Source organism: Citrobacter sp. Cf118, assembly GCF_030334095.1.
GTDB classification, from domain to species: Bacteria; Pseudomonadota; Gammaproteobacteria; order Enterobacterales; family Enterobacteriaceae; genus Citrobacter; species Citrobacter freundii.
Window position 1 is genome coordinate 362,594 of record NZ_JAOWES010000083.1, and the last position, 23,897, is coordinate 386,490.

The 23,897-nt window shown below is 54.2% G+C and carries 25 protein-coding genes and 1 pseudogene; 22 read left to right on the forward strand and 4 right to left on the reverse strand.

Going from position 1 to position 23,897, the window contains the following annotated elements; all coding sequences use genetic code 11:
• Positions 1–63 precede the first annotated feature (63 nt).
• The 5 genes from apbE (at position 64) to mgtE (ending at position 6,165) form a co-directional block, all read left to right on the forward strand.
• Complete coding sequence (apbE, locus tag OGX67_RS12160; RefSeq protein ID WP_106107095.1) at positions 64–1,116, forward strand: FAD:protein FMN transferase ApbE; 1,053 nt, start codon at positions 64–66, stop codon at positions 1,114–1,116.
• A 79-nt stretch (positions 1,117–1,195) separates the two neighbouring features.
• Complete coding sequence (gene ada / locus OGX67_RS12165) at positions 1,196–2,254, forward strand: bifunctional DNA-binding transcriptional regulator/O6-methylguanine-DNA methyltransferase Ada (protein ID WP_286526543.1); 1,059 nt, start codon at positions 1,196–1,198, stop codon at positions 2,252–2,254.
• Complete coding sequence (gene alkB / locus OGX67_RS12170) at positions 2,254–2,904, forward strand: DNA oxidative demethylase AlkB (protein WP_373371751.1); 651 nt, start codon at positions 2,254–2,256, stop codon at positions 2,902–2,904. The genes ada and alkB overlap by 1 nt, the downstream gene beginning before the upstream one ends.
• Positions 2,905–2,979: 75 nt before the next feature.
• A complete protein-coding gene (locus OGX67_RS12175; RefSeq protein ID WP_257651502.1) occupies positions 2,980–4,623 on the forward strand; it encodes a multidrug ABC transporter permease/ATP-binding protein in 1,644 nt (547 codons plus the stop codon).
• Positions 4,624–4,728: 105 nt separating this feature from the next.
• Positions 4,729–6,165 (forward strand): magnesium transporter, encoded by a 1,437-nt coding sequence (mgtE, locus tag OGX67_RS12180; RefSeq protein WP_257651501.1) that lies wholly within the window; start codon positions 4,729–4,731, stop codon positions 6,163–6,165.
• On the opposite strand, the gene OGX67_RS12185 is transcribed toward mgtE, so the two are convergent.
• Positions 6,128–7,375 carry a SulP family inorganic anion transporter gene (locus OGX67_RS12185; RefSeq protein WP_230141285.1) on the reverse strand — a complete coding sequence of 416 codons (1,248 nt, stop codon included), beginning with the start codon at positions 7,373–7,375 and terminating at the stop codon, positions 6,128–6,130. The two genes, mgtE and OGX67_RS12185, sit on opposite strands and share 38 nt — an antisense overlap.
• 278 nt (positions 7,376–7,653) lie before the next feature.
• On the opposite strand from OGX67_RS12185, the gene mqo reads away from it, so the two are divergent.
• On the forward strand, positions 7,654–9,315 hold the full coding sequence (mqo, locus tag OGX67_RS12190; protein WP_016150680.1) for a malate dehydrogenase (quinone): 1,662 nt from the start codon (positions 7,654–7,656) through the stop codon (positions 9,313–9,315).
• 92 nt (positions 9,316–9,407) lie between these two features.
• Here the strand turns inward: mqo and eco are convergent, their stop codons facing one another.
• On the reverse strand, positions 9,408–9,905 hold the full coding sequence (gene eco, locus OGX67_RS12195) for a serine protease inhibitor ecotin (protein ID WP_003027568.1): 498 nt from the start codon (positions 9,903–9,905) through the stop codon (positions 9,408–9,410).
• Positions 9,906–10,317: 412 nt separating this feature from the next.
• Here eco and napF point away from each other — a divergent pair, with 412 nt between their 5' ends.
• The 15 genes from napF to OGX67_RS12270 all read left to right on the forward strand — a co-directional run bounded on the left by napF (position 10,318) and on the right by OGX67_RS12270 (position 22,503).
• Positions 10,318–10,809 (forward strand): ferredoxin-type protein NapF, encoded by a 492-nt coding sequence (napF, locus tag OGX67_RS12200; protein ID WP_286526548.1) that lies wholly within the window; start codon positions 10,318–10,320, stop codon positions 10,807–10,809.
• A complete protein-coding gene (napD, locus tag OGX67_RS12205) occupies positions 10,799–11,062 on the forward strand; it encodes a chaperone NapD (protein WP_003027560.1) in 264 nt (87 codons plus the stop codon). Before napF ends, napD begins: the two co-directional genes overlap by 11 nt.
• Positions 11,059–13,545, forward strand: coding sequence for a nitrate reductase catalytic subunit NapA (gene napA, locus OGX67_RS12210; protein ID WP_220393135.1), 2,487 nt, complete (start codon positions 11,059–11,061; stop codon positions 13,543–13,545). The genes napD and napA overlap by 4 nt, the downstream gene beginning before the upstream one ends.
• A 6-nt stretch (positions 13,546–13,551) precedes the next feature.
• Positions 13,552–14,247, forward strand: coding sequence for a ferredoxin-type protein NapG (gene napG, locus OGX67_RS12215; RefSeq protein ID WP_003027555.1), 696 nt, complete (start codon positions 13,552–13,554; stop codon positions 14,245–14,247).
• Positions 14,234–15,097 carry a quinol dehydrogenase ferredoxin subunit NapH gene (gene napH, locus OGX67_RS12220; RefSeq protein ID WP_003839440.1) on the forward strand — a complete coding sequence of 288 codons (864 nt, stop codon included), beginning with the start codon at positions 14,234–14,236 and terminating at the stop codon, positions 15,095–15,097. Before napG ends, napH begins: the two co-directional genes overlap by 14 nt.
• On the forward strand, positions 15,094–15,543 hold the full coding sequence (gene napB, locus OGX67_RS12225; protein ID WP_003027550.1) for a nitrate reductase cytochrome c-type subunit: 450 nt from the start codon (positions 15,094–15,096) through the stop codon (positions 15,541–15,543). Before napH ends, napB begins: the two co-directional genes overlap by 4 nt.
• A 9-nt stretch (positions 15,544–15,552) precedes the next feature.
• Positions 15,553–16,155 carry a cytochrome c-type protein NapC gene (napC, locus tag OGX67_RS12230; protein ID WP_003027548.1) on the forward strand — a complete coding sequence of 201 codons (603 nt, stop codon included), beginning with the start codon at positions 15,553–15,555 and terminating at the stop codon, positions 16,153–16,155.
• 20 nt (positions 16,156–16,175) lie between these two features.
• The gene (ccmA, locus tag OGX67_RS12235) at positions 16,176–16,796 is read left to right on the forward strand and encodes a cytochrome c biogenesis heme-transporting ATPase CcmA (protein ID WP_003027545.1); all 621 of its coding nucleotides are present in this window, start codon (positions 16,176–16,178) and stop codon (positions 16,794–16,796) included.
• On the forward strand, positions 16,793–17,452 hold the full coding sequence (gene ccmB / locus OGX67_RS12240; protein ID WP_003027542.1) for a heme exporter protein CcmB: 660 nt from the start codon (positions 16,793–16,795) through the stop codon (positions 17,450–17,452). Before ccmA ends, ccmB begins: the two co-directional genes overlap by 4 nt.
• A 76-nt stretch (positions 17,453–17,528) precedes the next feature.
• Positions 17,529–18,266: a heme ABC transporter permease gene (locus OGX67_RS12245; protein WP_032949675.1), complete on the forward strand. Its 738-nt coding sequence runs from the start codon at positions 17,529–17,531 to the stop codon at positions 18,264–18,266.
• Positions 18,263–18,475, forward strand: coding sequence for a heme exporter protein CcmD (gene ccmD, locus OGX67_RS12250; RefSeq protein WP_003027536.1), 213 nt, complete (start codon positions 18,263–18,265; stop codon positions 18,473–18,475). Before OGX67_RS12245 ends, ccmD begins: the two co-directional genes overlap by 4 nt.
• Entirely contained in the window at positions 18,472–18,951 is a 480-nt protein-coding gene (ccmE, locus tag OGX67_RS12255) for a cytochrome c maturation protein CcmE (protein WP_032949674.1), read from the forward strand. Before ccmD ends, ccmE begins: the two co-directional genes overlap by 4 nt.
• Positions 18,948–20,903: a heme lyase CcmF/NrfE family subunit gene (locus OGX67_RS12260; RefSeq protein ID WP_003027529.1), complete on the forward strand. Its 1,956-nt coding sequence runs from the start codon at positions 18,948–18,950 to the stop codon at positions 20,901–20,903. Before ccmE ends, OGX67_RS12260 begins: the two co-directional genes overlap by 4 nt.
• Complete coding sequence (gene dsbE, locus OGX67_RS12265; RefSeq protein ID WP_003834613.1) at positions 20,900–21,457, forward strand: thiol:disulfide interchange protein DsbE; 558 nt, start codon at positions 20,900–20,902, stop codon at positions 21,455–21,457. The genes OGX67_RS12260 and dsbE overlap by 4 nt, the downstream gene beginning before the upstream one ends.
• Positions 21,454–22,503, forward strand: coding sequence for a cytochrome c-type biogenesis protein CcmH (locus OGX67_RS12270; RefSeq protein ID WP_049002051.1), 1,050 nt, complete (start codon positions 21,454–21,456; stop codon positions 22,501–22,503). The genes dsbE and OGX67_RS12270 overlap by 4 nt, the downstream gene beginning before the upstream one ends.
• A 101-nt stretch (positions 22,504–22,604) precedes the next feature.
• Here the strand turns inward: OGX67_RS12270 and narP are convergent, their stop codons facing one another.
• On the reverse strand, positions 22,605–23,252 hold the full coding sequence (gene narP, locus OGX67_RS12275) for a nitrate/nitrite response regulator protein NarP (protein ID WP_003027518.1): 648 nt from the start codon (positions 23,250–23,252) through the stop codon (positions 22,605–22,607).
• Positions 23,253–23,460: 208 nt separating this feature from the next.
• Here narP and OGX67_RS12280 point away from each other — a divergent pair.
• Positions 23,461–23,583, forward strand: a pseudogene (locus OGX67_RS12280) (transposase); the annotation flags it as partial.
• Between the two features lie 105 nt (positions 23,584–23,688).
• On the opposite strand, the gene OGX67_RS12285 reads toward OGX67_RS12280, so the two are convergent.
• The coding region (locus OGX67_RS12285; RefSeq protein ID WP_286526550.1) for a hypothetical protein at positions 23,689–23,897 on the reverse strand (209 nt) is incomplete at its 5' end.

Below are 23,897 nucleotides of genomic sequence, written 5' to 3' on the forward strand. Positions count from 1 at the left end.
TCCGCCGTACAAACAACGATTTTTGGTGTACTCTTGCGCGCGTTCGCATGAGGATAATTACGTATGGAAATGAAATTTTATCGCGCAGCGCTGCTGGCGGTGACGATTTTTTTTGTCGGGTGCGATGAAGCCCCGAAACCTGCTCAGACCACAACGCCAGCCACCGTTCTGGAAGGTAAAACCATGGGCACTTTCTGGCGGGTCAGTGTCGTGGGCGTCGATGCAAAACGCGCCGCAGAACTACAGGTGAAGATTCAGACTCAGCTTGATGCCGATGATCAACTGCTCTCCACCTATAAAAATGACTCTGCATTGATGCGCTTTAACTTATCGAATAGTTTGTCACCATGGCCGGTTAGCGACGCCATGGCGGATATCGTGACCTCGGCGCTACGCATTGGTGCAAAAACCGATGGGGCTATGGATATCACTGTGGGGCCGTTAGTCAACCTGTGGGGCTTTGGCCCGGATCAGCAACCGTTGCATATTCCCACCCAAGGGCAAATTGACGCTGCAAAAGCGCAAACCGGACTTTCACATCTGAAGGTCGTGAATGAAGCGCATCAGAACTACCTGCAAAAAGACTTGCCGGATCTGTATGTGGATCTCTCTACCGTTGGCGAAGGGTACGCCGCCGATCATTTGGCTCGATTAATGGAGCAGGAAGGGATCGCCCGTTATCTGGTTTCAGTTGGCGGCGCGTTAAACAGCCGCGGTATGAATGCTGAAGGGCATCCGTGGCGTGTCGCAATTCAGAAACCGACCGATCGTGAAAACGCGGTGCAGGCGATTGTAGACATAAACGGGCATGGCATTAGCACCTCCGGCAGCTACCGTAACTATTATGAGCTGGATGGCAAGCGTCTTTCCCATGTTATCGATCCACAAACCGGTCGTCCGATTGAACACAACCTGGTATCCGTAACGGTGATTGCGCCAACGGCGCTGGAAGCTGACGGCTGGGATACTGGATTGATGGTGCTCGGCCCGGAAAAGGCCAAAGAAGTTGTGCGTCGTGAAGGGCTGGCGGTCTATATGATTATGAAAGAGGGCGAGGGGTTTAACACCTGGATGTCGCCTCAGTTCAAAAGCTTTCTGGTCAGCGGAAAAAATTAAAAAGCAAGATTGCGGGTTTTTGTATCCGCCTATGGGGACACACTGACGCTAAGCGCTATGCTTAACAAAGGAGTCCGAAATGAAAAATCGTTTACGCATCACTGACGATGACCGTTGGCAGTCCGTTTTGGCTCGTGACGCCGACGGTCAGTTTGTTTTTGCCGTCCAGACCACCGGTATTTTCTGCCGTCCGTCCTGTCGGGCAAAACATGCGCTGCGCAAAAATGTCCGCTTTTTCTCTGATGCTCAGCAGGCGCAGGCTGCCGGGTTTCGCCCCTGTAAGCGCTGCCAGCCGGATAAAGACAGCGCACAGCAGCATCGGCTGGACAAAATTGCCCGCGCCTGCCAGTTGTTGGAGCAAGAGTCACCTCTTACGCTGGACGAGTTGGCACAACAGGTGGCAATGAGCCCGTATCACTTACATCGCTTGTTCAAAGCTACGACAGGCATGACCCCGAAAGCGTGGCAGCAGTCCTGGCGTGCCCGCCGTCTGCGCGATGCTCTGGCGAAAGGTGTTCCGGTTACGCAGGCGATTCTCAACGCCGGATTCCCCGACAGCAGCAGCTATTACCGCAAAGCGGATCAGACATTAGGCATGACCGCAAAGCAGTTTCGTAAAGGTGGCGACAACGTTTTTGTACGCTATACCCTCGCAGATTGCGCTCTGGGTCGTTGTATGGTGGCAGAAAGCGAGCGGGGTATCTGTGCGATCTTACTTGGTGATGATGACGCCACGTTAGTTGCGGATCTGCATGAGCTGTTTCCCGCCGCGCAGGATGTTCCTGCAGATGCCGATTTTCAGCAGCGCGTGCGCGAAGTGATCGCCGCGATCAACTCGCGTGACGCGTCGCTATCGCTACCCCTGGATATCCGGGGCACCGCATTTCAGCAGCAGGTGTGGCAGGCGCTGCGCGCAATTCCGTGCGGCGAAACAATGAGCTACCAACAGCTGGCCAGCGCCATCGGCAAACCGAAGGCGGTACGCGCGGTGGCCAGTGCCTGTGGGGCCAACAAACTGGCGATTGTTATACCGTGTCACCGGGTGATCCGTGGTGATGGCGCACTTTCGGGCTACCGATGGGGTATTGCGCGCAAGGCGCAGTTACTGCAACGGGAAACTACTGGCGAGGAAACATAATGCTCGATCTTTTTGCGGATGCTAAACCCTGGCAGGAGCCGCTGGCTTCAGGTGCGGTTATTCTGCGACGTTTCGCTTTTGACTCTGCACCCACTTTACTGCAGGCGATAGCGGCTGTCGCCAGACAGTCGCCGTTTCGTCAGATGGTAACGCCCGGCGGCTATATGATGTCGGTGGCAATGACCAACTGCGGCCATCTGGGCTGGACGACGGATCAGCATGGCTATCTTTATTCTCCGTTTGATCCACTCACCGGCGTGCACTGGCCGCCGCTGCCGGATGCATTTGCTGACCTGTGTCAACAGGCGGCGACGGCGGCGGGCTATGCTGATTTTCAACCCGATGCCTGCCTGATTAACCGCTACACGCCAGGGGCAAAACTGTCCTTACATCAGGATAAAGACGAGCCCGACCTGCGGGCGCCGATTGTCTCTGTATCGCTGGGGCTACCGGCCATCTTTCAATTTGGCGGATTGCGCCGTAATGACCCTTTAAAGCGTTTGCTGCTGGAGCATGGCGATGTCGTGGTGTGGGGCGGTAATTCGCGGCTGTTTTATCATGGGATCCAGCCGCTTAAAACGGGGTATCATCCGTTGACCGGAGACTGTCGTTACAATCTGACGTTTCGTCAGGCAGGTAAAAAAGAATAAAAATAAGAATTATTATTGCTGTCAGCGAAGAGATGTTTAAACTGCGGGCTGTTATTACTTGCCCGGGTTGTTCGCATGGAACTTTTACTTCTTGTCTGGCGGCAGTATCGCTGGCCATTTATCAGCGTGATGGCGCTCAGCCTCGCCAGCGCCGCGTTGGGGATTGGGCTGATTGCGTTTATCAACCAGCGTTTGATTGAAACGGTCGACACCACGCTGATGGTGCTACCGGAGTTTCTTGGCCTGCTGCTGTTATTGATGGCCGTCACCCTCGGTTCACAACTGGCGCTCACCACGCTGGGACACCACTTTGTCTACCGACTGCGTAGCGAATTTATCAAACGGATTCTGGACACCCATGTCGAGCGTATCGAACAGCTTGGCAGCGCCTCGTTGCTGGCGGGTTTAACCAGCGACATCCGCAACATCACCATCGCCTTTGTCCGCCTGCCTGAGCTGGTACAGGGGATTATCCTGACCGTCGGATCGGCGGCGTATCTGGCGATGCTGTCGACTAAAATGCTGCTGGTGACGGCAATCTGGATGGCAATCACCATCTGGGGCGGATTTGTGCTGGTTGCGCGGGTGTATAAACACATGGCTACCTTGCGCGAAACTGAAGATAAGTTGTACAACGATTATCAAACGGTGCTGGAAGGGCGCAAAGAGCTGACACTCAACCGTGAGCGTGCCGAGCATATCTTTAATCAGATGTATGTCCCGGATGCCAAAGAGTACCGTCACCATATTATTCGCGCCGATACTTTCCACCTGAGCGCGGTCAACTGGTCGAACATTATGATGCTGGGTGCCATTGGCCTGGTGTTCTGGATGGCCAACAGTCTGGGATGGGCCGATACCGCCGTGGCGGCGACCTATTCTCTGACCCTGCTATTTCTGCGCACGCCGCTGCTCTCTGCCGTTGGCGCGCTACCGACGCTGCTCACCGCGCAGGTAGCGTTCAACAAGCTGAACAGGTTTGCCCTTGCGCCCTTTAAGGCCGAATTCCCGCGTCCAAATGCGTTTCCGAACTGGCAGACGCTGGAGTTACGTAACGTGGTTTTCCACTATCAGGATAACGCCTTCTCCGTTGGACCAGTGAATCTGACGATTCATCGCGGTGAACTGATCTTTCTGATTGGCGGTAACGGTAGCGGGAAATCTACGCTGGCGATGTTACTGACCGGTCTATACCAGCCGCAGTCAGGCGAAATATTGCTTGATGGTAAGGCCGTTGCCGTTGAAACACCGGAAGACTACCGCAAGCTATTCTCCGCCGTGTTTACTGACGTCTGGCTGTTTGACAAACTGCTGGGGCCGGAAGGTAAAGAGGCTAATCCGCAGTTGGTCGCGAAGTGGCTGGAACATCTGAAGATGGGGCACAAGCTGGAGCTGAGCGATGGCCGTATCCTCAATCTGAAACTGTCGAAAGGGCAGAAGAAACGCGTGGCGCTGCTGCTGGCTCTGGCGGAGGAGCGCGACATCATTCTGCTGGACGAATGGGCTGCCGATCAGGATCCCCATTTCCGCCGGGAGTTCTATCAGGTGCTATTGCCTTTGATGCAGGAAATGGGCAAAACCATTTTCGCCATTAGCCACGACGATCACTATTTTATTCACGCCGATCGTCTGCTGGAAATGCGTAACGGACAGTTGAGTGAACTGCTGGGCGATGAACGTGAAGCCGCCTCGCGTGACGCGGTGGCTCGCACAGCCTGATCCCACGTGCCGCCGGTTTTTTAGCCACCCGGCGGCACTGTTTATTGTTATTTACATAAATCGGCATCATGATTAATGATATTTCATATCATGGATTTATGATTAATGTCCGTAATAAACAAAAACAGCGCCAGGCTGCGTGATGAAGAGCGTGCGCGCCTTATCTGGCTGCTGACCACTGATAAAGCCATTATTTCAACACTGTTGGGCAAGTTTACCCTGGCTGAGCAATATGACGTCGGTACGTTAGCCGACGATATTGCTGAGGTAGGGGCGCTGGTCGCCCACCTGCCGCCTCCCGATTTAGCCGATACCCTCGAAGCATTACCTTCAGAAGAGCGTCACGCCCTGTGGCTACTGGTCGAAAGTGAAAAGCGTGGTAACGTCCTGCTTGAGGCGTCTGAAAACGTCTGGGACGACCTGATCGATGAGATGAGTGACCGCGAAATACTGGATGCGCTGCAATATCTCGATATCGATGAACAGATTTATCTGGTGCAGCATCTCCCGCGTAACCTCACTGGACGGTTGCTGGCGACGTTACCAGCCGAAGAGCGGGCGCGTGTCCGCCAGGTAATGCATTACGAGAAGAATCGCGTCGGCGCGATTATGGAGTTCGAAGTCATCACCGTGCGTCCGGACGTGACGCTGGAAGTGGTGCAACGCTACCTGCGACGGTTGGGCAAAATGCCGGAGAACACCGATAAACTCTTCGTGACCGATCGCAATAAAGTGCTGGTTGGCGAATTGACGCTAACCTGTATTCTGCTCAATGATGTGCAACGCAAAGTCAGCGAGGTGATGGAAGATGACCCGCTCACCTTTTCTCCGGACGATATCGCTGAAAACGCTGCACGTACCTTCGAACGTGACGACCTAGTCAGTGCTGCAGTCGTTGACCCTTCAGGCAAGCTGATGGGCCGCTTAACTATCGATGAGATCGTCGATGTGGTTTATGAAGAAACTGATACCGATTTGCGTCGAATGGGGGGCTTAAGCGCCGGAGAGGATGTGTTTGCGCCCGTTACCAAAGCGGTAAAAACCCGTTGGGCGTGGCTGGCCGTTAACCTCTGTACCGCCTTTATCGCCTCGCGGGTGATCGACGGTTTTGAACATACGATTTCGCAACTGGTGGCGCTGGCCTCGCTGATGCCAATTGTGGCGGGAATTGGCGGCAATACCGGGAATCAAACCATCACCATGATCGTTCGAGCGCTGGCGCTACAAAATATTCAGCCGGGGAACCTGACGTTTTTGATCCTGCGCGAAATGGGCGTGGCAGTGATTAATGGCCTCGTATGGGGCGGAATTATGGGCGGTATTACCTGGTGGCTGTACGATGACATGGCGCTCGGCGGAGTAATGACCCTGGCGATGATGCTTAATTTGTTGATGGCAGCATTAATGGGGGTCATCATTCCGATGACGATGGTGAAGCTCGGGCGCGACCCGGCGGTCGGCTCGAGCGTCATGATTACGGCTATCACCGATACCGGGGGATTCTTTATTTTTCTCGGTCTGGCAACGCTGTTTCTGATGTAGTCGCGCGTTTGCCTCTGACGATACGCGGCAGAATGAGCATTGCAATCACCCCGGCAACCACGCCAATCGCCAGGTTGCCGGTGGACACCGTGGCAGCGACGGTCATCAGCATCACCAGCGTTTCAGTGATGGGGAGTTTCCTCAGCGTGGCGGGCTGGATGCTGTGCCAACTGAAGGTTTTTACCGCCACAATCACCATAATTCCCGCCAGCACCGACATGGGTATTTCTGCCATCACTTCGCTTAATCCAGTGACTAACAGTAGTAATACCAGTCCGGCGGCAACCGTCGAGACGCGGCTGCGTCCTTTGCCCATCTCGACGTTAACGATGGTTTGACCAATCATCGCGCACCCGGCGATGCCGCCATAAAATCCGGCCAGAATATTGGCTATCCCCAGCCCGGCACTCTCGCGATTCTTATTCGACGGCGTCACCGTCAGGTCATCCACCAGACGGGCGGTCAACAGCGACTCCATCAAACCAACAAAAGCGATACTCAGCGCGCAGGGCCAGATAATCGCCAGCGTTTGCAGGTTGAGCGGAACCAACAACTGGGTGAAACCCGGCAGGCCGCCGCTCATCGAACCTTCGTCACCGACGGTCGGTAACAGTTGCCCGCTGGTGACAGTGAATAAGGTCAGTAGCACGATGGCGATAAGCGGTGCGGGGATGGCTTTAATAAACCGCGGAACCCACAGCACAATCAGCAGCGTCAGGACAAACAGCCCCCAGATGAGCGGGCTTTTCCCCCAGAAATGAGGGACCTGGGCAAAGAAAATCAAAATACCTAGTGCGTTGACAAATCCGGTCATCACGGCCGTAGGGATGAATCGCATCAGACGTGCCATTCCCAATACACCAAACAGGATCTGAATCATCCCGGCCAGCACCACTGCAGGCAGGATGTATTGCACGCCGTGTTGATGCACCATCGGACCAATCACCAGCGCAACCGATCCTGCAGCGGCGGTAACCATTGCGGGACGACCACCTAAAAAGGACATCGCCAGGCACAGTACGACGGAGGCGATCAGACTGACTTTAGGATCAACGCCTGCGATAACGGAAAACGAGATCACTTCCGGGATCAGCGCCAGGGCGGTTACCACACCGGCCAGTGTTTCGCGAACCAGCAGACGGGGTTGGCGGAGCACGGCACGGGTCGCGTTTTCCGCGACTGCGACAGAGGAATGTTGAGTTGCAGACATAGTTACACTCAGGTCAAAAATGGCCTGATACAGCAGACCGACAGGCATCCGTGCGGTGAATAGCAAAGCGCAGCATAGTACCCGTCTGACGGACTGGTTTCCAGAAATGATTGTCAATAACCATATAAACTATCAACGTATTAATAACATTTTTAAAAATTAAATATAATTTATAAACAATATTTAATTATTTTTACTTAAGTGTTACCGTTGATACCGCTCGATTTTCACCTGCATTAAAAGCAAAAAAGCGATACTAAAAGTAAGGCATTAACATTATGAAAAAAGTGACTGCCATGCTCTTCACCATGGCTGTAGGGCTGAATGTTGTCTCGATGGCGGCAAAAGCGAAAGCGGCGGAAGAGCAGGAAACGGATGTACTGTTGATTGGCGGCGGCATCATGAGCGCCACGCTGGGAACCTATTTACAGGAGCTGGAGCCGCAATGGTCAATGACCATGGTTGAGCGACTGGATGGTGTAGCGCAGGAAAGCTCAAATGGCTGGAATAACGCCGGAACGGGACACTCCGCACTGATGGAGCTGAACTACACGCCTAAAAAGGCAGACGGTAGCATCAGCATTGAAAAGGCAGTCGACATTAACGAAGCCTTCCAGATTTCCCGCCAGTTTTGGGCATATCAGGTTAATAATGGCGTGATGCATGAACCACGCTCGTTTATCACTACCGTTCCGCACATGAGTTTTGTCTGGGGTGACGAGAACGTCAACTTCCTGCGTGCCCGTTACGCCGCATTGCAACAGAGCACGTTATTCCGCGGTATGCGTTATTCTGAAGATCACGCGCAGATTAAAGAGTGGGCGCCGCTGGTCATGGAAGGTCGTGATCCAAAACAGAAAGTCGCAGCAACGCGTACCGAGATTGGTACTGACGTGAACTACGGCGAAATCACGCGCCAGTTGATTACCTCATTGCAGAAAAAGCCCAACTTTGCGCTGCAGTTGAGCACCGAAGTGCGCGGTTTTAAGCGTAATGCCGACAATAGCTGGACGGTCACGGTCGCCGATCTGAAAAATAACGAAGCGGAACATGATATCAAGGCGAAGTTTGTCTTTATCGGTGCCGGTGGCGCTGCGCTGAAGCTGTTGCAGGAAACCGACATTCCGGAAGCGAAAGGCTATGCCGGATTCCCGGTGGGCGGGCAGTTCCTGGTTGCGGACAATCCGGACGTAGTCAACCGCCACCTGGCGAAAGTGTACGGTCAGGCCTCCGTTGGCGCGCCGCCGATGTCCGTACCGCACATCGACACGCGTATCCTTGATGGCAAGCGCGTTGTGCTGTTTGGGCCATTCGCGACATTCTCCACCAAGTTCCTGAAAAACGGTTCATTGTGGGATCTGCTTAGCTCGACCACCACGTCGAACTTTATGCCGATGGTCAACGTGGGTCTGGATAACTTCGATCTGGTGAAATATCTGGTGAGCCAGGTGATGCTCAGCGACGACGACCGTTTTGCTGCGCTGCAAGAGTACTATCCGCAGGCGAAAAAAGAAGACTGGCGTTTATGGCAGGCGGGCCAGCGTGTGCAGATCATCAAAAGCGATGCGGAGAAGGGCGGCGTGTTGCGTCTGGGTACTGAAGTCGTCAGCGATAAAGAAGGCACGATTGCTGCGCTGCTGGGAGCTTCTCCGGGCGCATCAACCGCGGCACCGATCATGCTGCATCTGATGGAAAAAGTGTTTAAAGATAAAGTGGCCAGCCCCGAGTGGCAGGCGAAGCTGAAAACCATCATTCCGTCTTATGGTACTAAGCTGAACGGTAACGTTGAGGCTACGGAACAAGAGTTGCAGTACACCAGTGAGGTTCTGGGTCTGAAATATGACAAGCCGCAGGTTGCTGATGAAGCGCCGAAACCACAGCTGAAACCTCAGGCACAACCGCAGCCTGAACAGAAAGCCGTCGCGGATATCGCACTGTAAATACAATGCCGGATGGCGTTGCGCTTATCCGGCCTGTTTTATGCGTCTGTAGGCCGGATAAGGCGGTACGCCGCCATCCGGCACATCCTGACTTAGCGCGCGACTGCGTCCTGAATTTTATCTTCTGCTTTCCAGATACGGTATTTAACGTCCACGTTTTCCGGGGTGTAGACCACAATCGGCAGCTTGCTGTTGTAACGGAGCATGCCGTCATCACCCAGATACGCAGTAATGAATTTCTTCTCTTTCTTACCGTCCGGGCAGGCCATCATGGTTGAAACCGGAGATGTGACTTTGTCGAAGACGTAGTAGTCATATCCCCAACCTTCCAGCGTTTTGCTGTCCAGTTCGCCACCCAGGCGGTGTTGGTTGCAGTCAACTTCCAGCGTTTGTCCGATCAGCAGTTCTACTTTCAGAGTAGATTCATCTTTCTCAGGGGTAAGCTGGATAACCTGGCGCTTCATACCCTTTTCCGCCTTAGGATAAGGGGCGACTTTTTCCAGCGGTTGAGCGCCGGCTTCGTTACTGGCAGCCCATGCAGAGGTGCTGGCAAAGGCGGCGAAAAGTACGGCAGGGACAATTGTCTTCATCTTATTGTTCACAGCGTTTCCTTTCTTCTGTCTTTTGAACGAGTCTGGGGCAGGTTAACATATTCGCATCATCAATTAATCTGTATTTACTTATATTTTAAGTGTATCTAGCAATGGTTTACGTTCAATGTAGTGATATATTCTAAGAATTATCTTAAATATAAGATTATTCTCTTAATATTGATGCGCTATATACATGGCTATATAACTCATTGAAATGTGAGCAAAAGCGCATTTTTTCCCGCCAACTCAACACTCCTTTGATCCGGCAACAGCATTTACCCCAATTGGGGTATGCACCTCTAACACATCCTGAAATATCTTACGGCTAAAAATAACTACTCATAAATAGTGCAGTTTTTTATGTCGTTCAACCCGCCGAGGGAGGGCGTCATTATGGAAGGACAATGTCATGGTTGATTTATCCCGTCGAGGCATGTTGACAGGCAGTTGGCGAAACGCCAGTGCAGGGATCCGTCCGCCGTGGAGCAAGGAAGACTCTCACTTTCTGGCCCATTGCCTCCGTTGTGACGCCTGCATCCAGGCGTGCGAAACCGACATCCTGCAGCGAGGCCAGGGTGGTTACCCGAGCGTAAATTTCAAACACGGCGAGTGCAGCTTTTGCTATGCCTGCGCAGAAGCCTGTCCCGAATCACTTTTTCTTCCGCGCCACATCAGGGCATGGGATCTGAACTTTACGATTGGGGAAAACTGTCTCGCACATCAGTCCGTTGAATGTCACCGCTGTCAGGATAGCTGTGAGCCCATGGCAATAACCTTTCGCCCCACGCTGTCCGGCATTTATCAGCCGCAGCTCGACAATCAGGACTGTAACGGATGTGGCGCCTGTGTCGCTATCTGCCCGGTATCAGCCATTAACGCGGAGTACAACCATGGACAATAACTGGCAGGTCTGCAGCCTGGTCGTTCAGGCCAAAAGCCAGCATATCAACGATATCGCCACGCAGTTGCGTTCCTTTCCCGGTTGCGAAGTTGCCCTCAGCGATGTGGAAAGTGGTCAGTTGATTGTGGTGGTGGAAGCTGAGCAAAGTGAAACGCTAATGAAAACAATTGAGTCAGTGCGCAACGTTGCGGGCGTGCTGGCGGTGTCGCTGGTTTATCACCAGCAGGATGAGCAAGGTGAGGAAACACCATGAAACTCAGTCGTCGTAGCTTTATGAAAGCTAACGCCGTTGCGGCCGCTGCGGCGGCTGCCGGGTTAAGCGTGCCGGGCGTTGCCCGCGCGGTAGTCGGTCAGCAAGAAGCCATCAAATGGGACAAAGCCCCGTGCCGTTTTTGCGGGACGGGCTGCGGCGTATTGGTCGGAACGCAGCAAGGGCGTGTTGTGGCATGCCAGGGCGATCCGGATGCGCCGGTTAACCGTGGGCTTAACTGCATCAAAGGTTACTTCCTGCCGAAAATCATGTACGGGAAAGACCGTTTAACGCAGCCGATGCTGCGCATGAAAGACGGCAAATATCACAAAGAAGGCGAGTTCACCCCGATTAGCTGGGACCAGGCTTTTGACGTGATGGAAGAGAAATTCAAAACGTCGATGAAAGAGAAAGGCCCGGAATCTATCGGCATGTTCGGCTCTGGCCAGTGGACGATTTGGGAAGGTTATGCCGCTGCCAAATTGTTTAAAGCGGGTTTCCGTTCCAATAACATCGACCCGAACGCACGTCACTGCATGGCCTCAGCGGTAGTCGGCTTTATGCGTACCTTCGGTATGGATGAACCGATGGGCTGCTATGACGATATCGAACATGCAGACGCCTTCGTCCTGTGGGGCGCGAATATGGCAGAGATGCACCCGATACTGTGGTCGCGCATCACCAACCGTCGTCTGTCCGATCCTAATGTGAACGTCGCGGTTCTCTCCACCTTCCAGCACCGCAGCTTTGAGCTGGCGGATAACGGTATGGTCTTCACGCCGCAAACCGATCTGGTAATCCTCAACTACATCGCGAACTACATCATTCAAAACAATGCGATTAACCAGGATTTCTTTAGCAAGCACGTCAACCTGCGTAAAGGCGTGACGGACATCGGCTACGGTCTGCGTCCGACCCATCCGCTGGAAAAAGCGGCGAAAAACCCGGGATCCGATGCCTCTGAACCGATGAGCTTTGAGGATTACAAAGCCTTCGTTGCTGAGTACACGCTGGATAAAACCGCCGAAATGACCGGCGTACCAAAAGATCAGTTGGAACAGCTGGCACAGCTGTATGCCGATCCGAAGAAAAAAGTCATCTCCTACTGGACGATGGGCTTTAACCAGCACACCCGCGGCGTATGGGCTAACAACCTGGTCTATAACCTGCACTTGCTGACTGGCAAAATCTCCCAGCCAGGCTGCGGCCCGTTCTCTCTGACCGGCCAGCCTTCCGCATGCGGCACCGCGCGTGAAGTCGGTACATTCTCCCATCGTCTGCCTGCGGACATGGTGGTGACAAACGAAAAACACCGCGATATCTGCGAGAAGCACTGGAATATTCCGTCAGGGACCATTCCGGCAAAAATCGGTCTGCACGCCGTGGCGCAAGACCGCGCGCTGAAAGATGGCAAGCTCAATGTCTACTGGGCGATGTGCACCAACAACATGCAGGCTGGTCCGAACATCAATGAGGAGCGTATGCCGGGCTGGCGCGATCCGCGTAACTTCATCATCGTCTCCGATCCGTACCCGACGGTCAGCGCCTTGTCTGCTGACCTGATCCTGCCGACGGCGATGTGGGTAGAGAAAGAAGGTGCCTACGGTAACGCTGAACGCCGTACACAGTTCTGGCGTCAGCAGATTAAAGCACCGGGCGAATCGAAGTCGGATCTGTGGCAACTGGTGCAGTTCTCTCGTCGCTTCAAAACAGAAGAAGTGTGGCCCGAAGAGCTGCTGGCACAAAAACCGGAGCTGCGTGGCAAAACGCTATATGACGTGCTGTTTGCCACGCCAGTAGTGACAAAATTTCCGGTGACTGAACTGGCTGAAGATCAACTGAATGATGAATCCCGCGAGCTGGGCTTCTATCTGCAAAAAGGGTTGTTCGAAGAGTACGCCTGGTTTGGTCGCGGTCACGGGCATGACCTTGCGCCATTTGACGATTACCACAAAGCCCGCGGTTTACGCTGGCCGGTCGTTGAAGGCAAAGAGACCCAGTGGCGCTACAGCGAAGGCAACGACCCTTACGTGAAAGCAGGTGAAAGCTACAAGTTCTACGGTAAACCGGACGGTAAAGCGGTTATCTTCGCGCTGCCGTTTGAGCCTGCTGCTGAAGCGCCGGATAAAGAATATGACCTGTGGCTATCCACCGGACGTGTTCTGGAACACTGGCATACCGGCAGTATGACGCGTCGTGTGCCTGAACTGCACCGCGCTTTCCCGGAAGCCGTGCTGTTTATCCACCCGCTGGATGCAAAAGCACGCGATCTGCGTCGTGGCGATAAGGTCAAAGTGATTTCCCGTCGTGGCGAAGTGATTTCGATTGTTGAAACACGCGGTCGTAACCGTCCGCCGCAGGGGCTGGTGTACATGCCGTTCTTCGACGCCGCACAGCTGGTGAACAACCTGACGCTGGATGCGACGGATCCGCTCTCCAAAGAGACGGATTTCAAGAAGTGCGCCGTGAAACTGGCGAAGGTGTAACGCGTTATGTCCCGGTCAGCAAAACCCCAAAATGGCCGCCGCCGCTTTCTGCGCGATATGGTTCGCGCAGCAGGCGGGCTGGCCGTCGTTGGCGTGGCGCTGGGGTTGCAACAACAAACCGCACGCGCAACTGGCGTGCGGTTGCGCCCGCCAGGTGCACTAAGCGAGGAGGCATTTGCCAGCGCTTGCGTACGTTGCGGTCAGTGCGTTCAGGCATGTCCGTATGACACGCTGAAGCTGGCGACGCTGGCCTCCGGGCTGGCGGCTGGTACGCCATATTTCATCGCCCGTGATATTCCCTGCGAAATGTGTGAGGACATTCCGTGCGCCAAAGTCTGCCCCAGCGGCGCGTTGGACAGAGAAATTGAATCCATTGACGATTCGCGTATGGGGCTGGCGGTACTGCTGGATCACGAAAACTGCCTCAACTATCAGGGATTACGCTGTGACGTTTGCTATCGCGAGTGCCCGAAAATCGATGAGGCGATCACCCTGGAGCTGGACCGTAACATGCGTACCGGCAAGCATGCGCGGTTTATTCCTACCGTGCACAGCGATGCCTGTACCGGCTGTGGGAAATGCGAAAAAGTCTGCGTACTGGAGCAGCCAGCAATAAAAGTGCTGCCGTTGTCGCTGGCGAAAGGGGAGTTAGGACACCATTACCGCTTCGGTTGGCTGGAGGGGAACAATGGCAAATCGTAAACGTGATGCCGGGCGTGAAGCGCAGGCAAAAAAAGGATGGTGGAGGAGTCATCGCTGGCTGCTGCTGCGTCGTCTGAGTCAGTTTCTGATACTGGCGATGTTCCTTAGCGGCCCGTGGCTAGGTGTTTGGATCCTGCATGGCAACTACAGTAGCAGCCTGTTGCTGGACGCTATCCCGTTCACCGATCCGCTGATTACTCTGCAAAGCCTGGCCAGTGGGCATCTGCCAGCGACGGTGGCATTAACGGGGGCAGCCATCATTACGGTGCTGTATGCCCTGGCCGGTAAGCGACTGTTTTGCAGTTGGGTTTGTCCCATGAACCCGGTCACCGATTTAGCCAGCTGGCTGCGCAGAAGGTTTGACCTGAATCAGTCCGCAACCCTGCCGCGCCATATACGGTACGTCCTGCTGGTAGTCATTCTGGTCGGTTCAGCGCTGACTGGTACGCTGCTGTGGGAGTGGATAAACCCGGTTTCTTTGCTGGGACGTAGCCTGGTAATGGGATTCGGTAGCGGAGCGTTGCTGATCCTCGCGCTGTTTTTATTTGATTTACTGGTCGTTGAGCATGGCTGGTGCGGGCATCTCTGCCCACTGGGTGCGCTGTATAGCGTGGTGGGAAGTAAAGGTGCATTAACCGTCTCGGCAAAAGAACGTAACAGATGTAACCGCTGTATGGATTGTTTTCATGTTTGCCCGGAACCGCATGTGCTACGTGCGCCGGTGCTGGATGAGCAAAGTCCGGTGCAGGTAACCAGTCGCGATTGCATGGCCTGCGGTCGCTGTGTGGATGTCTGTTCTGAGGATGTTTTTACAATAACAACACGATGGAGTTCGGGAGCGAAATCATGAAAAGCCATGACCTGATTAAAGCGCTGAGTCAATGGATGGCCGCGCTGGCCTTGCTAGTCAGTGGGGCAGTTTGGGCTGCAAACGGAGTGGATCTGAGCCAGTCACCGGAAGTCTCAGGAACACAGGAAGGGGCGATTCGCATGCCGAAAGAGCAAGAGCGCATGCCGCTGAACTATGTGAATCAGCCGCCGATGGTTCCGCATAGCGTTGAAGGGTATCAGGTGACGACGAACACTAACCGCTGCCTGCAATGCCACGGTGTGGAAAGCTATCGCACCACCGGTGCGCCGCGCATCAGCCCGACGCACTTTATGGACAGCGACGGCAAGGTATTGGCTGAGGTTGCGCCGCGTCGTTATTTCTGCCTGCAATGTCACGTTCCGCAGGCTGACGCCGCGCCGATTGTTGAAAATACCTTCACCCCCTCGAAAGGTTACGGGAAATAAGAGGTCATTATGGAAAATTCTAACCGTAAACCAGGCTGGATTAAGCGCGTCTGGCAATGGTGGCGTCGCCCCAGCCGTCTGGCGCTCGGCACGCTGTTGTTAATCGGCTTTGTGGGCGGCATTATTTTCTGGGGCGGCTTTAATACCGGTATGGAAAAGGCCAATACAGAAGAGTTCTGCATTAGCTGTCACGAAATGCGCAATACGGTGTACCAGGAATACATGGAAACCGTACACTACAACAACCGCAGTGGTGTGCGAGCGACTTGCCCTGATTGTCACGTCCCACACGAGTGGGGCCCGAAAATGATCCGTAAGATCAAGGCCAGTAAAGAGCTGTACGCGAAAGCACTGGGGTTAATAGATACACCGCAGAAATTTGAAGACCATCGTTTAACGATGGCGCAAAATGAGTGGCGGCGTATGAAAGATAACAATTCGCAAGAGTGTCGAAACTGTCACAACTTCGAGTTTATGGATTTAACCGCCCAGAAAGGCGTAGCGGCCAAAATGCACGACCAGGCCGTGAAAGACGGGCAAACCTGTATTGACTGCCATAAAGGGATAGCGCACAAACTGCCTGATATGCGCGAAGTCAAACCGGGCTTTTAACAGGATGTAGATAACCAGGTATGCTTGAAGCCAGAGAATTACTTTGCGAGCGGGATGACAGAATACTGTTCAGCGAGTTGTCATTTCGCGTCAACGCAGGGGAATGGGTACAAATTACCGGCAGCAACGGCGCAGGGAAAACCACTCTGCTGCGGTTGCTTACCGGGCTGGCGCGTCCCGACGCAGGGGAGGTTTGCTGGCAAGAGCAACCGCTGCATCACGTGCGGGACAGCTACCATCAGCAACTACTGTGGATCGGACATCAGCCGGGGATAAAAACCCGGCTTTCGGCGTTGGAGAACCTGCGTTTCTTCCATCATGACGGCGACATCGCGCAGTGTCTGGCTGCGCTGGCGCAGGCGGGACTTGCCGGATATGAAGATATCCCAGTGAACCAACTTTCCGCCGGACAACAGCGGCGCGTGGCGCTGGCCCGTTTGTGGCTGACCCGCGCCCGACTGTGGATCCTCGATGAACCCTTTACCGCCATTGATGTGAACGGCGTTGAGCGACTGACTCAGCGTATGGCGCAGCATACGGAGCAGGGCGGTATTGTTATTCTCACCACCCACCAACCGCTCAATGTCGAGACCGATAAAGTGCGACGCATTGCGCTGACCAGTGAGAGGGCAACGCAATGATGTGGCGAATCTTTCGTTTAGAACTGCGAGTTGCGTTTCGTCATAGTGCGGAAATTGCTAATCCTTTATGGTTCTTCCTGATTGTTATTACGCTGTTCCCCCTGAGTATTGGGCCGGAGCCACAGCTGCTGGCGCGCATAGCGCCGGGCATCATCTGGGTTGCAGCGCTACTGGCGTCATTGCTGGCGCTGGAACGGCTATTTCGTGATGACTTACAGGATGGCAGCCTTGAGCAACTGATGCTGCTGCCGTTACCGCTACCGGCCGTGGTGCTGGCGAAAGTGATGGCGCACTGGGTCGTGACAGGTCTGCCGCTGCTGATCCTCTCGCCACTGGTGGCGCTGTTGCTGGGCATGGATATGTACGGCTGGAAAATTATGGCGCTGACTTTGTTACTCGGCACTCCGACGCTGGGTTTTCTCGGCGCGCCGGGCGTAGGGTTGACGGTGGGCTTAAAGCGCGGCGGCGTGCTGTTAAGCGTGCTGGTACTCCCGCTCACCATACCCTTACTGATTTTTGCGACCGCCGCGATGGATGCGGCTTCTATGCACTTACCGGTTGAAGGGTACATGGCGATTCTGGGTGCGTTGCTGGTCGGCAGCGCCACGTTAAGCCCGTTTGCCACAGCCGCGGCGTTACGGATAAGCGTGCAGTAACGAGAATTAGATGTGCATGCCGGGCAAGGCGCTCCGGCACAACGGATTTTAATTTATGGAGTCTGGTGACTGAACTATGTGGAAAACACTTCATCAATTGGCGATGCCCCCTCGGCTCTATCAGATCTGTGGCTGGTTTATCCCGTGGCTGGCGATTGCCAGCGCGGTGGTACTGATAACGGGATGGATCTGGGGCTTTGGTTTTGCGCCTGCAGACTATCAGCAGGGGCAGAGCTATCGCATTATTTATCTGCACGTTCCGGCGGCAATCTGGTCGATGGGCATTTACGCCTCGATGGCCGTTGCCGCGTTTATCGGCCTGGTCTGGCAGATGAAAATGGCCAATCTGGCGCTGGCTGCGATGGCGCCGATTGGTGCAGTGTTTACCTTTATTGCGCTGGTGACAGGTTCCGCATGGGGCAAACCGATGTGGGGAACCTGGTGGGTTTGGGATGCCCGACTCACCTCTGAACTGGTGCTGCTGTTTCTCTACGTTGGCGCCATTGCGCTGTGGCATGCCTTTGATGACCGCCGTCTGGCAGGTCGTGCCGCCGGTATTCTGGTGCTGATTGGCGTGGTCAACTTACCGATTATCCACTACTCGGTTGAGTGGTGGAATACGCTGCATCAGGGTTCTACCCGCATGCAGCAAAGCATCGATCCGGCGATGCGTACGCCGCTGCGTCTGGCGATCGTCGGCTACCTGTTACTGTTTGTCACGCTGGCGCTGATGCGCATGCGTAACCTGATTCTGATGATGGAAAAACGCCGCCCGTGGGTGAGCGAACTGATCTTAAAAAGAGGCCGCCAATGACCCCTGCATTTGCATCATGGAGTGATTTTTTCGCGATGGGCGGCTACGCCTTGTATGTCTGGCTTGCCGTAGCGATGAGTGTTATCCCGCTGGTGGTGCTGGTAGTGCATTCCACGTTACAGCATCGCGCAATTTTACGCGGTGTAGCGCAGCAGCGGGCGAGAGAAGCACGTATGCGTGCGGCGCAAGTGCAACGGGAGGCGGCGTGAATATTCGACGTAAAAATCGGTTATGGATAGCCTGTGCGGTACTGGCGGGTCTGGCTTTGACCATTACGCTGGTGCTTTATGCGCTGCGTTCCAATATTGACCTGTTCTATACGCCGGGAGAGATACTCTACGGTAAGCGCGAAACGCAGCAGATGCCTGAAGTCGGTCAGCGCCTACGCGTGGGCGGTATGGTGATGCCCGGTAGCGTAAAGCGCGATCCGCAGTCGTTGAAGGTGAATTTCAGCATCTATGACGCCGAAGGTGTGGTGGATGTAACCTATGAAGGTATTCTGCCGGATCTGTTCCGCGAAGGGCAGGGTGTTGTTGTTCAGGGCGAACTGGACGGGGGAAATCATGTACAGGCCAAAGAGGTTCTGGCCAAACATGATGAAAATTACACCCCGCCGGAAGTTGAAAAAGCGATGCAGGAAAACCATCGTCGTCCGGAAAGCGTGTATAAGGATAAAACGTCATGATGCCTGAAATTGGCAATGCGCTGTTGTGCCTTGCGCTAGGCGTGGCGTTACTGCTGTCGGTCTATCCGCTGTGGGGCGTAGCGCGCGGCGATGTGCGGATGATGGCTTCCGCGCGGCCCTTTGCCTGGGTGTTATTTATCTGTGTGATGGGCGCGTTCCTGATTTTGGTCAACGCCTTCGTGGTTAATGACTTTACCGTCACCTACGTCGCCAGCAATTCCAATACCCAGCTTCCGGTCTGGTATCGGGTGGCAGCAACCTGGGGCGCGCATGAAGGCTCTCTGCTGCTGTGGGTACTGCTGATGAGCGGCTGGACGTTCGCCGTTGCGGCATTCAGCCAGCGTATGCCGCTGGACATCGTCGCCCGCGTGCTGGCGGTGATGGGGATGGTCAGCGTTGGCTTTCTGCTGTTTATTCTGTTTACCTCCAATCCATTTGCCCGTACGTTGCCCAACTTCCCTATTGAAGGGCGCGACCTGAACCCGCTGTTGCAGGATCCGGGGCTGATTTTCCATCCGCCGTTGCTGTACATGGGGTATGTCGGTTTCTCCGTGGCCTTTGCGTTTGCGATTGCCGCGTTGATGAGTGGCCGACTGGACAGTACCTTCGCCCGTTTTTCGCGTCCGTGGACGCTGGCGGCGTGGGTGTTCCTGACGCTGGGTATTGTGCTCGGTTCCGCCTGGGCCTATTACGAGCTGGGCTGGGGCGGCTGGTGGTTCTGGGATCCAGTTGAAAACGCCTCGTTTATGCCATGGCTGGTGGGAACGGCGCTGATGCACTCGTTGTCGGTCACCGAACAGCGTGCCAGCTTTAAAGCCTGGACGCTGCTGCTGTCAATCTGCGCCTTCTCGCTTTGCCTGTTGGGGACTTTCCTGGTGCGCTCCGGCGTGCTGGTGTCGGTGCATGCTTTTGCCTCCGATCCGTCGCGCGGGATGTTTATTCTGGCCTTTATGGTATTAGTGATTGGCGGCTCCCTGCTGCTGTTTGCGGTTCGCGGTCACAAGGTCCGCTCACGGGTAAACAACGCGCTGTGGTCGCGTGAATCTCTGCTGTTGGGCAACAACGTTCTGCTGATTGCCGCCATGCTGGTGGTGCTATTGGGTACGCTGCTGCCGCTGGTGCACAAACAGCTGGGGTTGGGTAGCATTTCGATTGGCGAGCCGTTCTTCAACACCATGTTTACCTGGCTGATGGCACCGTTCGCGCTGTTGCTGGGAATAGGGCCATTAGTGCGTTGGGGCCGTGACCGACCGCGTAAGCTGAAAACACTATTGCTTGTCGCGTTTGTCACCACGCTTGTTATGTCGCTGCTGCTGCCGTGGCTGTTTGAGGATCGCATTGCCGCTATGACGGTGGTGGGTCTGGCGATGGCATGCTGGATATTTGTGCTGGCGGTGTCCGAAGCGTTCCTGCGTGTTTCCCGCGGAACGAAGTTAACACCAAGCTATTGGGGCATGGTGTCGGGCCACGTTGGGCTGGCGATTACTATTGTCGGTATTGCCTTTAGCCAGAACTACAGTGTTGAACGCGATGTGCGCATGAAGGCAGGTGATAGCGTCAGTATCCATAACTATCAGTTCACGTTCCGCGAAGTGAAAGATATTACCGGACCTAACTACCGGGGCGGTGTCGCCATTATTGGCGTTACCCGAGATGGTAAACCAGAAGCCACGCTGCATGCGGAAAAACGCTTCTATAACAGCACCAGTTCGATGATGACCGAAGCGGCAATTGACGGCGGATTCACACGCGATCTGTACGCTGCGCTGGGTGAAGAACTGGATAACGGCGCATGGGCTGTGCGTTTGTACTACAAACCGTTTATTCGCTGGATTTGGGCCGGAGGATTGCTGATGGCGCTGGGCGGATTGTTCTGCCTGTTTGATCCACGCTATCGTCAGCGCACGCGTCCTCGCGCCGCGGTGCAAAAAAATGCGTCGGAGGCTGTATGAAGCGCAACGCACTGTTAATTCCGTTTATTATTTTTCTGATCATTGCGGCGGCGCTGCTGTGGCAGCTGGCGCGTAACGCTCAGGGGGACGATCCCACTAATCTGGAGTCGGCGCTGATCGGCAAACCCGTTCCGACATTCCGCCTGGAGTCGCTGGAAAATCCGGGTCAGCATTATCAGGCCGATGTGCTGACCCAGGGCAAACCGGTACTGCTGAACGTCTGGGCGACCTGGTGTCCGACCTGTCGCGCCGAACATCAGTACCTGAATCAGCTGTCTGCGCAGGGCGTACGGGTAGTGGGTCTGAACTATAAAGACGATCGTCAGAAAGCCATTGTCTGGCTGAAAGAGCTGGGCAATCCTTACTCATTAAGCCTGTTTGACGGCGACGGTATGCTTGGTCTGGATCTTGGCGTGTACGGCGCGCCGGAGACGTTCCTGATCGACGGTAAAGGTATTATTCGCTATCGCCATGCCGGTGATTTGAATGCCAGGGTGTGGGAGAGCGAGATCAAACCGTTGTGGGATAAGTACAGTAAGGAGGCTGCGCAATGAGATTTTTACTGGGCCTGCTGATGCTGGTTATCTCGGGATCCGCGCTTGCGACCATCGATGTGATGCAGTTTAAGGATGAAGCGCAGGAGCAGCAGTTCCGTCAGCTTACCGAACAGTTGCGCTGTCCTAAATGTCAGAACAACAGTATTGCCGATTCTAACTCGATGATTGCCACCGACCTGCGTCAGAAAGTGTACGAACTGATGCAGGAAGGAAAAAGTCAGAAAGAGATTGTCGACTACATGGTGGCGCGCTACGGCAACTTCGTCACTTACGATCCGCCGTTGACGCCGCTTACTGTGCTTTTGTGGGTGATGCCGGTGGTCGCGATTGGTCTGGGTGGCTGGATTATTTTCGCCCGTACTCGCCGACGTGTCCGGGTAAAACAGGAAGAGTTTCCTGATGACGTTATCCCGGATGGCAAGCGCGGTGGGTTCGGGTTGTTTGTGCCCGGCATCGTGGTGGCGCTGGGGGTTGGCGCAGTGAGCTATTATGAAACCGGCAACTATAAGCAGGTTCAGGTCTGGCAACAGGCCACCGCTCAGGCTCCGGCGCTGCTGGAGCGGGCGTTGGATCCAAAAGCTGATCCGCTCAATGAAGAAGATATGACGCGTCTGGCGTTGGGTTTGCGCACTCGCTTACAAGCCGATCCTGCCAACGTTGAAGGTTGGATCATGCTTGGGCGCATTGGCATGGTACTTGGTAACGCCAGTACGGCCACTGAAGCCTATGCCAATGCTTATCGACTGGATCCGAAAAACAGCGATGCTGCGCTGGGCTATGCGGAAGCGCTGACCCGTTCTTCCGATCCTGACGATAACCGTCGAGGAGGGGAGCTGCTACGCCAGTTGGTACGCGGCGAACATGCCAACGTGCGGGTTCTCAGCATGTATGCGTTTAACGCTTTTGAACAGCAGCGCTTTGGCGAGGCGGTTGCGGCATGGGAGATGATGCTGAAATTATTACCGGCCAATGATACCCGTCGGGCGGTGATAGAACGCAGCATTAAGCAGGCGATGGAGCAGCTAACGCCGCAGGAGAAGTAAGAGTGGAAGATGCCGGATGGCGACGCAAAACGTCTTATCCGGCCTACTGATGCACGTGACTTGTAGGCCCGATAAGCGTAGCGCTATCGGGCAATATCTGATTACTGCATGCCGCGTGTTTGTAAAAATAGAATGGTGGCAGCTACACGAGAACGCACGTTGAGTTTGCGCAGCAGATTGCGAATATGCACCTTCACCGTCTGTTCAGAAATATTCAGCACTGATGCAATCTGTTTGTTCGACAGCCCCTGAGCAAGTTCATGTAACACATCCAGTTCGCGTTCGGTGAGAACGCTGAATGGGTCTTCCTGAGCGCCAAACAGGTCGCGCTCGCGCAAATATTCGCTGACGCGGGTACTAAAGGCTTTACCACCTTTGGCACCACTGCGAATAGCCTCCAGCAGGACTTCAGGATCGCTGTCTTTAAGTAAATAACCATCCGCGCCGGCATCAATTAGAGCGTACACATCGTTGGCGGCATCCGATACGGTAAGAATAATAATTTGCGCGGTGACGCCGTCCCGACGCAGCGCATTCAGGGTATCCAGTCCGCTCATCCCTTTCATATTGAGATCCAGTAGGATCACATCAAGGTCCAGGCGGTTTGCCAGGTCGATAGCGCTGGCGCCATCACCCGCTTCCGCGACTACGTTAAAGGCGGGATCAAGTTGCAATAATTGACTAATTCCTCGCCGCATCAGTGGGTGGTCGTCAACAATCAGCACCCGAAAAGGCGTTGCTTCAGGCATACTATTCTCCTGAGTTTTTATTAGTATCATTATTGTTTTCAGCGCATCAATCGTCCACATTCATCACGCTGATGAGAGGATAAATTTTACCCCAATTTGTGCATGGGTAAGTAGTAAAACCTGTACAGATGTAAGAATCCCACATAATCGTGCCATTCATATTTAGAGATCCTTCGGCATAATCAATCTGCCAACAAAGGAGATCACTATGCGTAAAGCCCGTTTTACTGAGCATCAGATCATTGCCGTAATTAAATCGGTTGAATCCGGACGAACCGTTCAAGATGTCTGCCGGGAGGCCGGTATTTCTGAAGCCATCTACTATAACTGGTTGTTGCAAAGGATTATTCAACGGTGAATGATTTTCATTGGTATTATTTTTTTTGAAATTGTCGTTTTGTTCTAATATATGATAACCATAGGTTACTGAATCATATCAAGCAGTGTTCCTTTGCCGATATTTGGCGTAATAACGGAAATCATTAAAGATGACCTGGCTGGCCAATTGATGGTGAGTCGTAACGAGAGTTGCCGCAACCACACCGTATGCAAGAGCATGATTGCGGCCGACTGGCGAACGTTCGATAGTGCGAGTATTGAATGATTGCCAGTCACGGCGGATTGTACTTAAGCAATATGACGGTT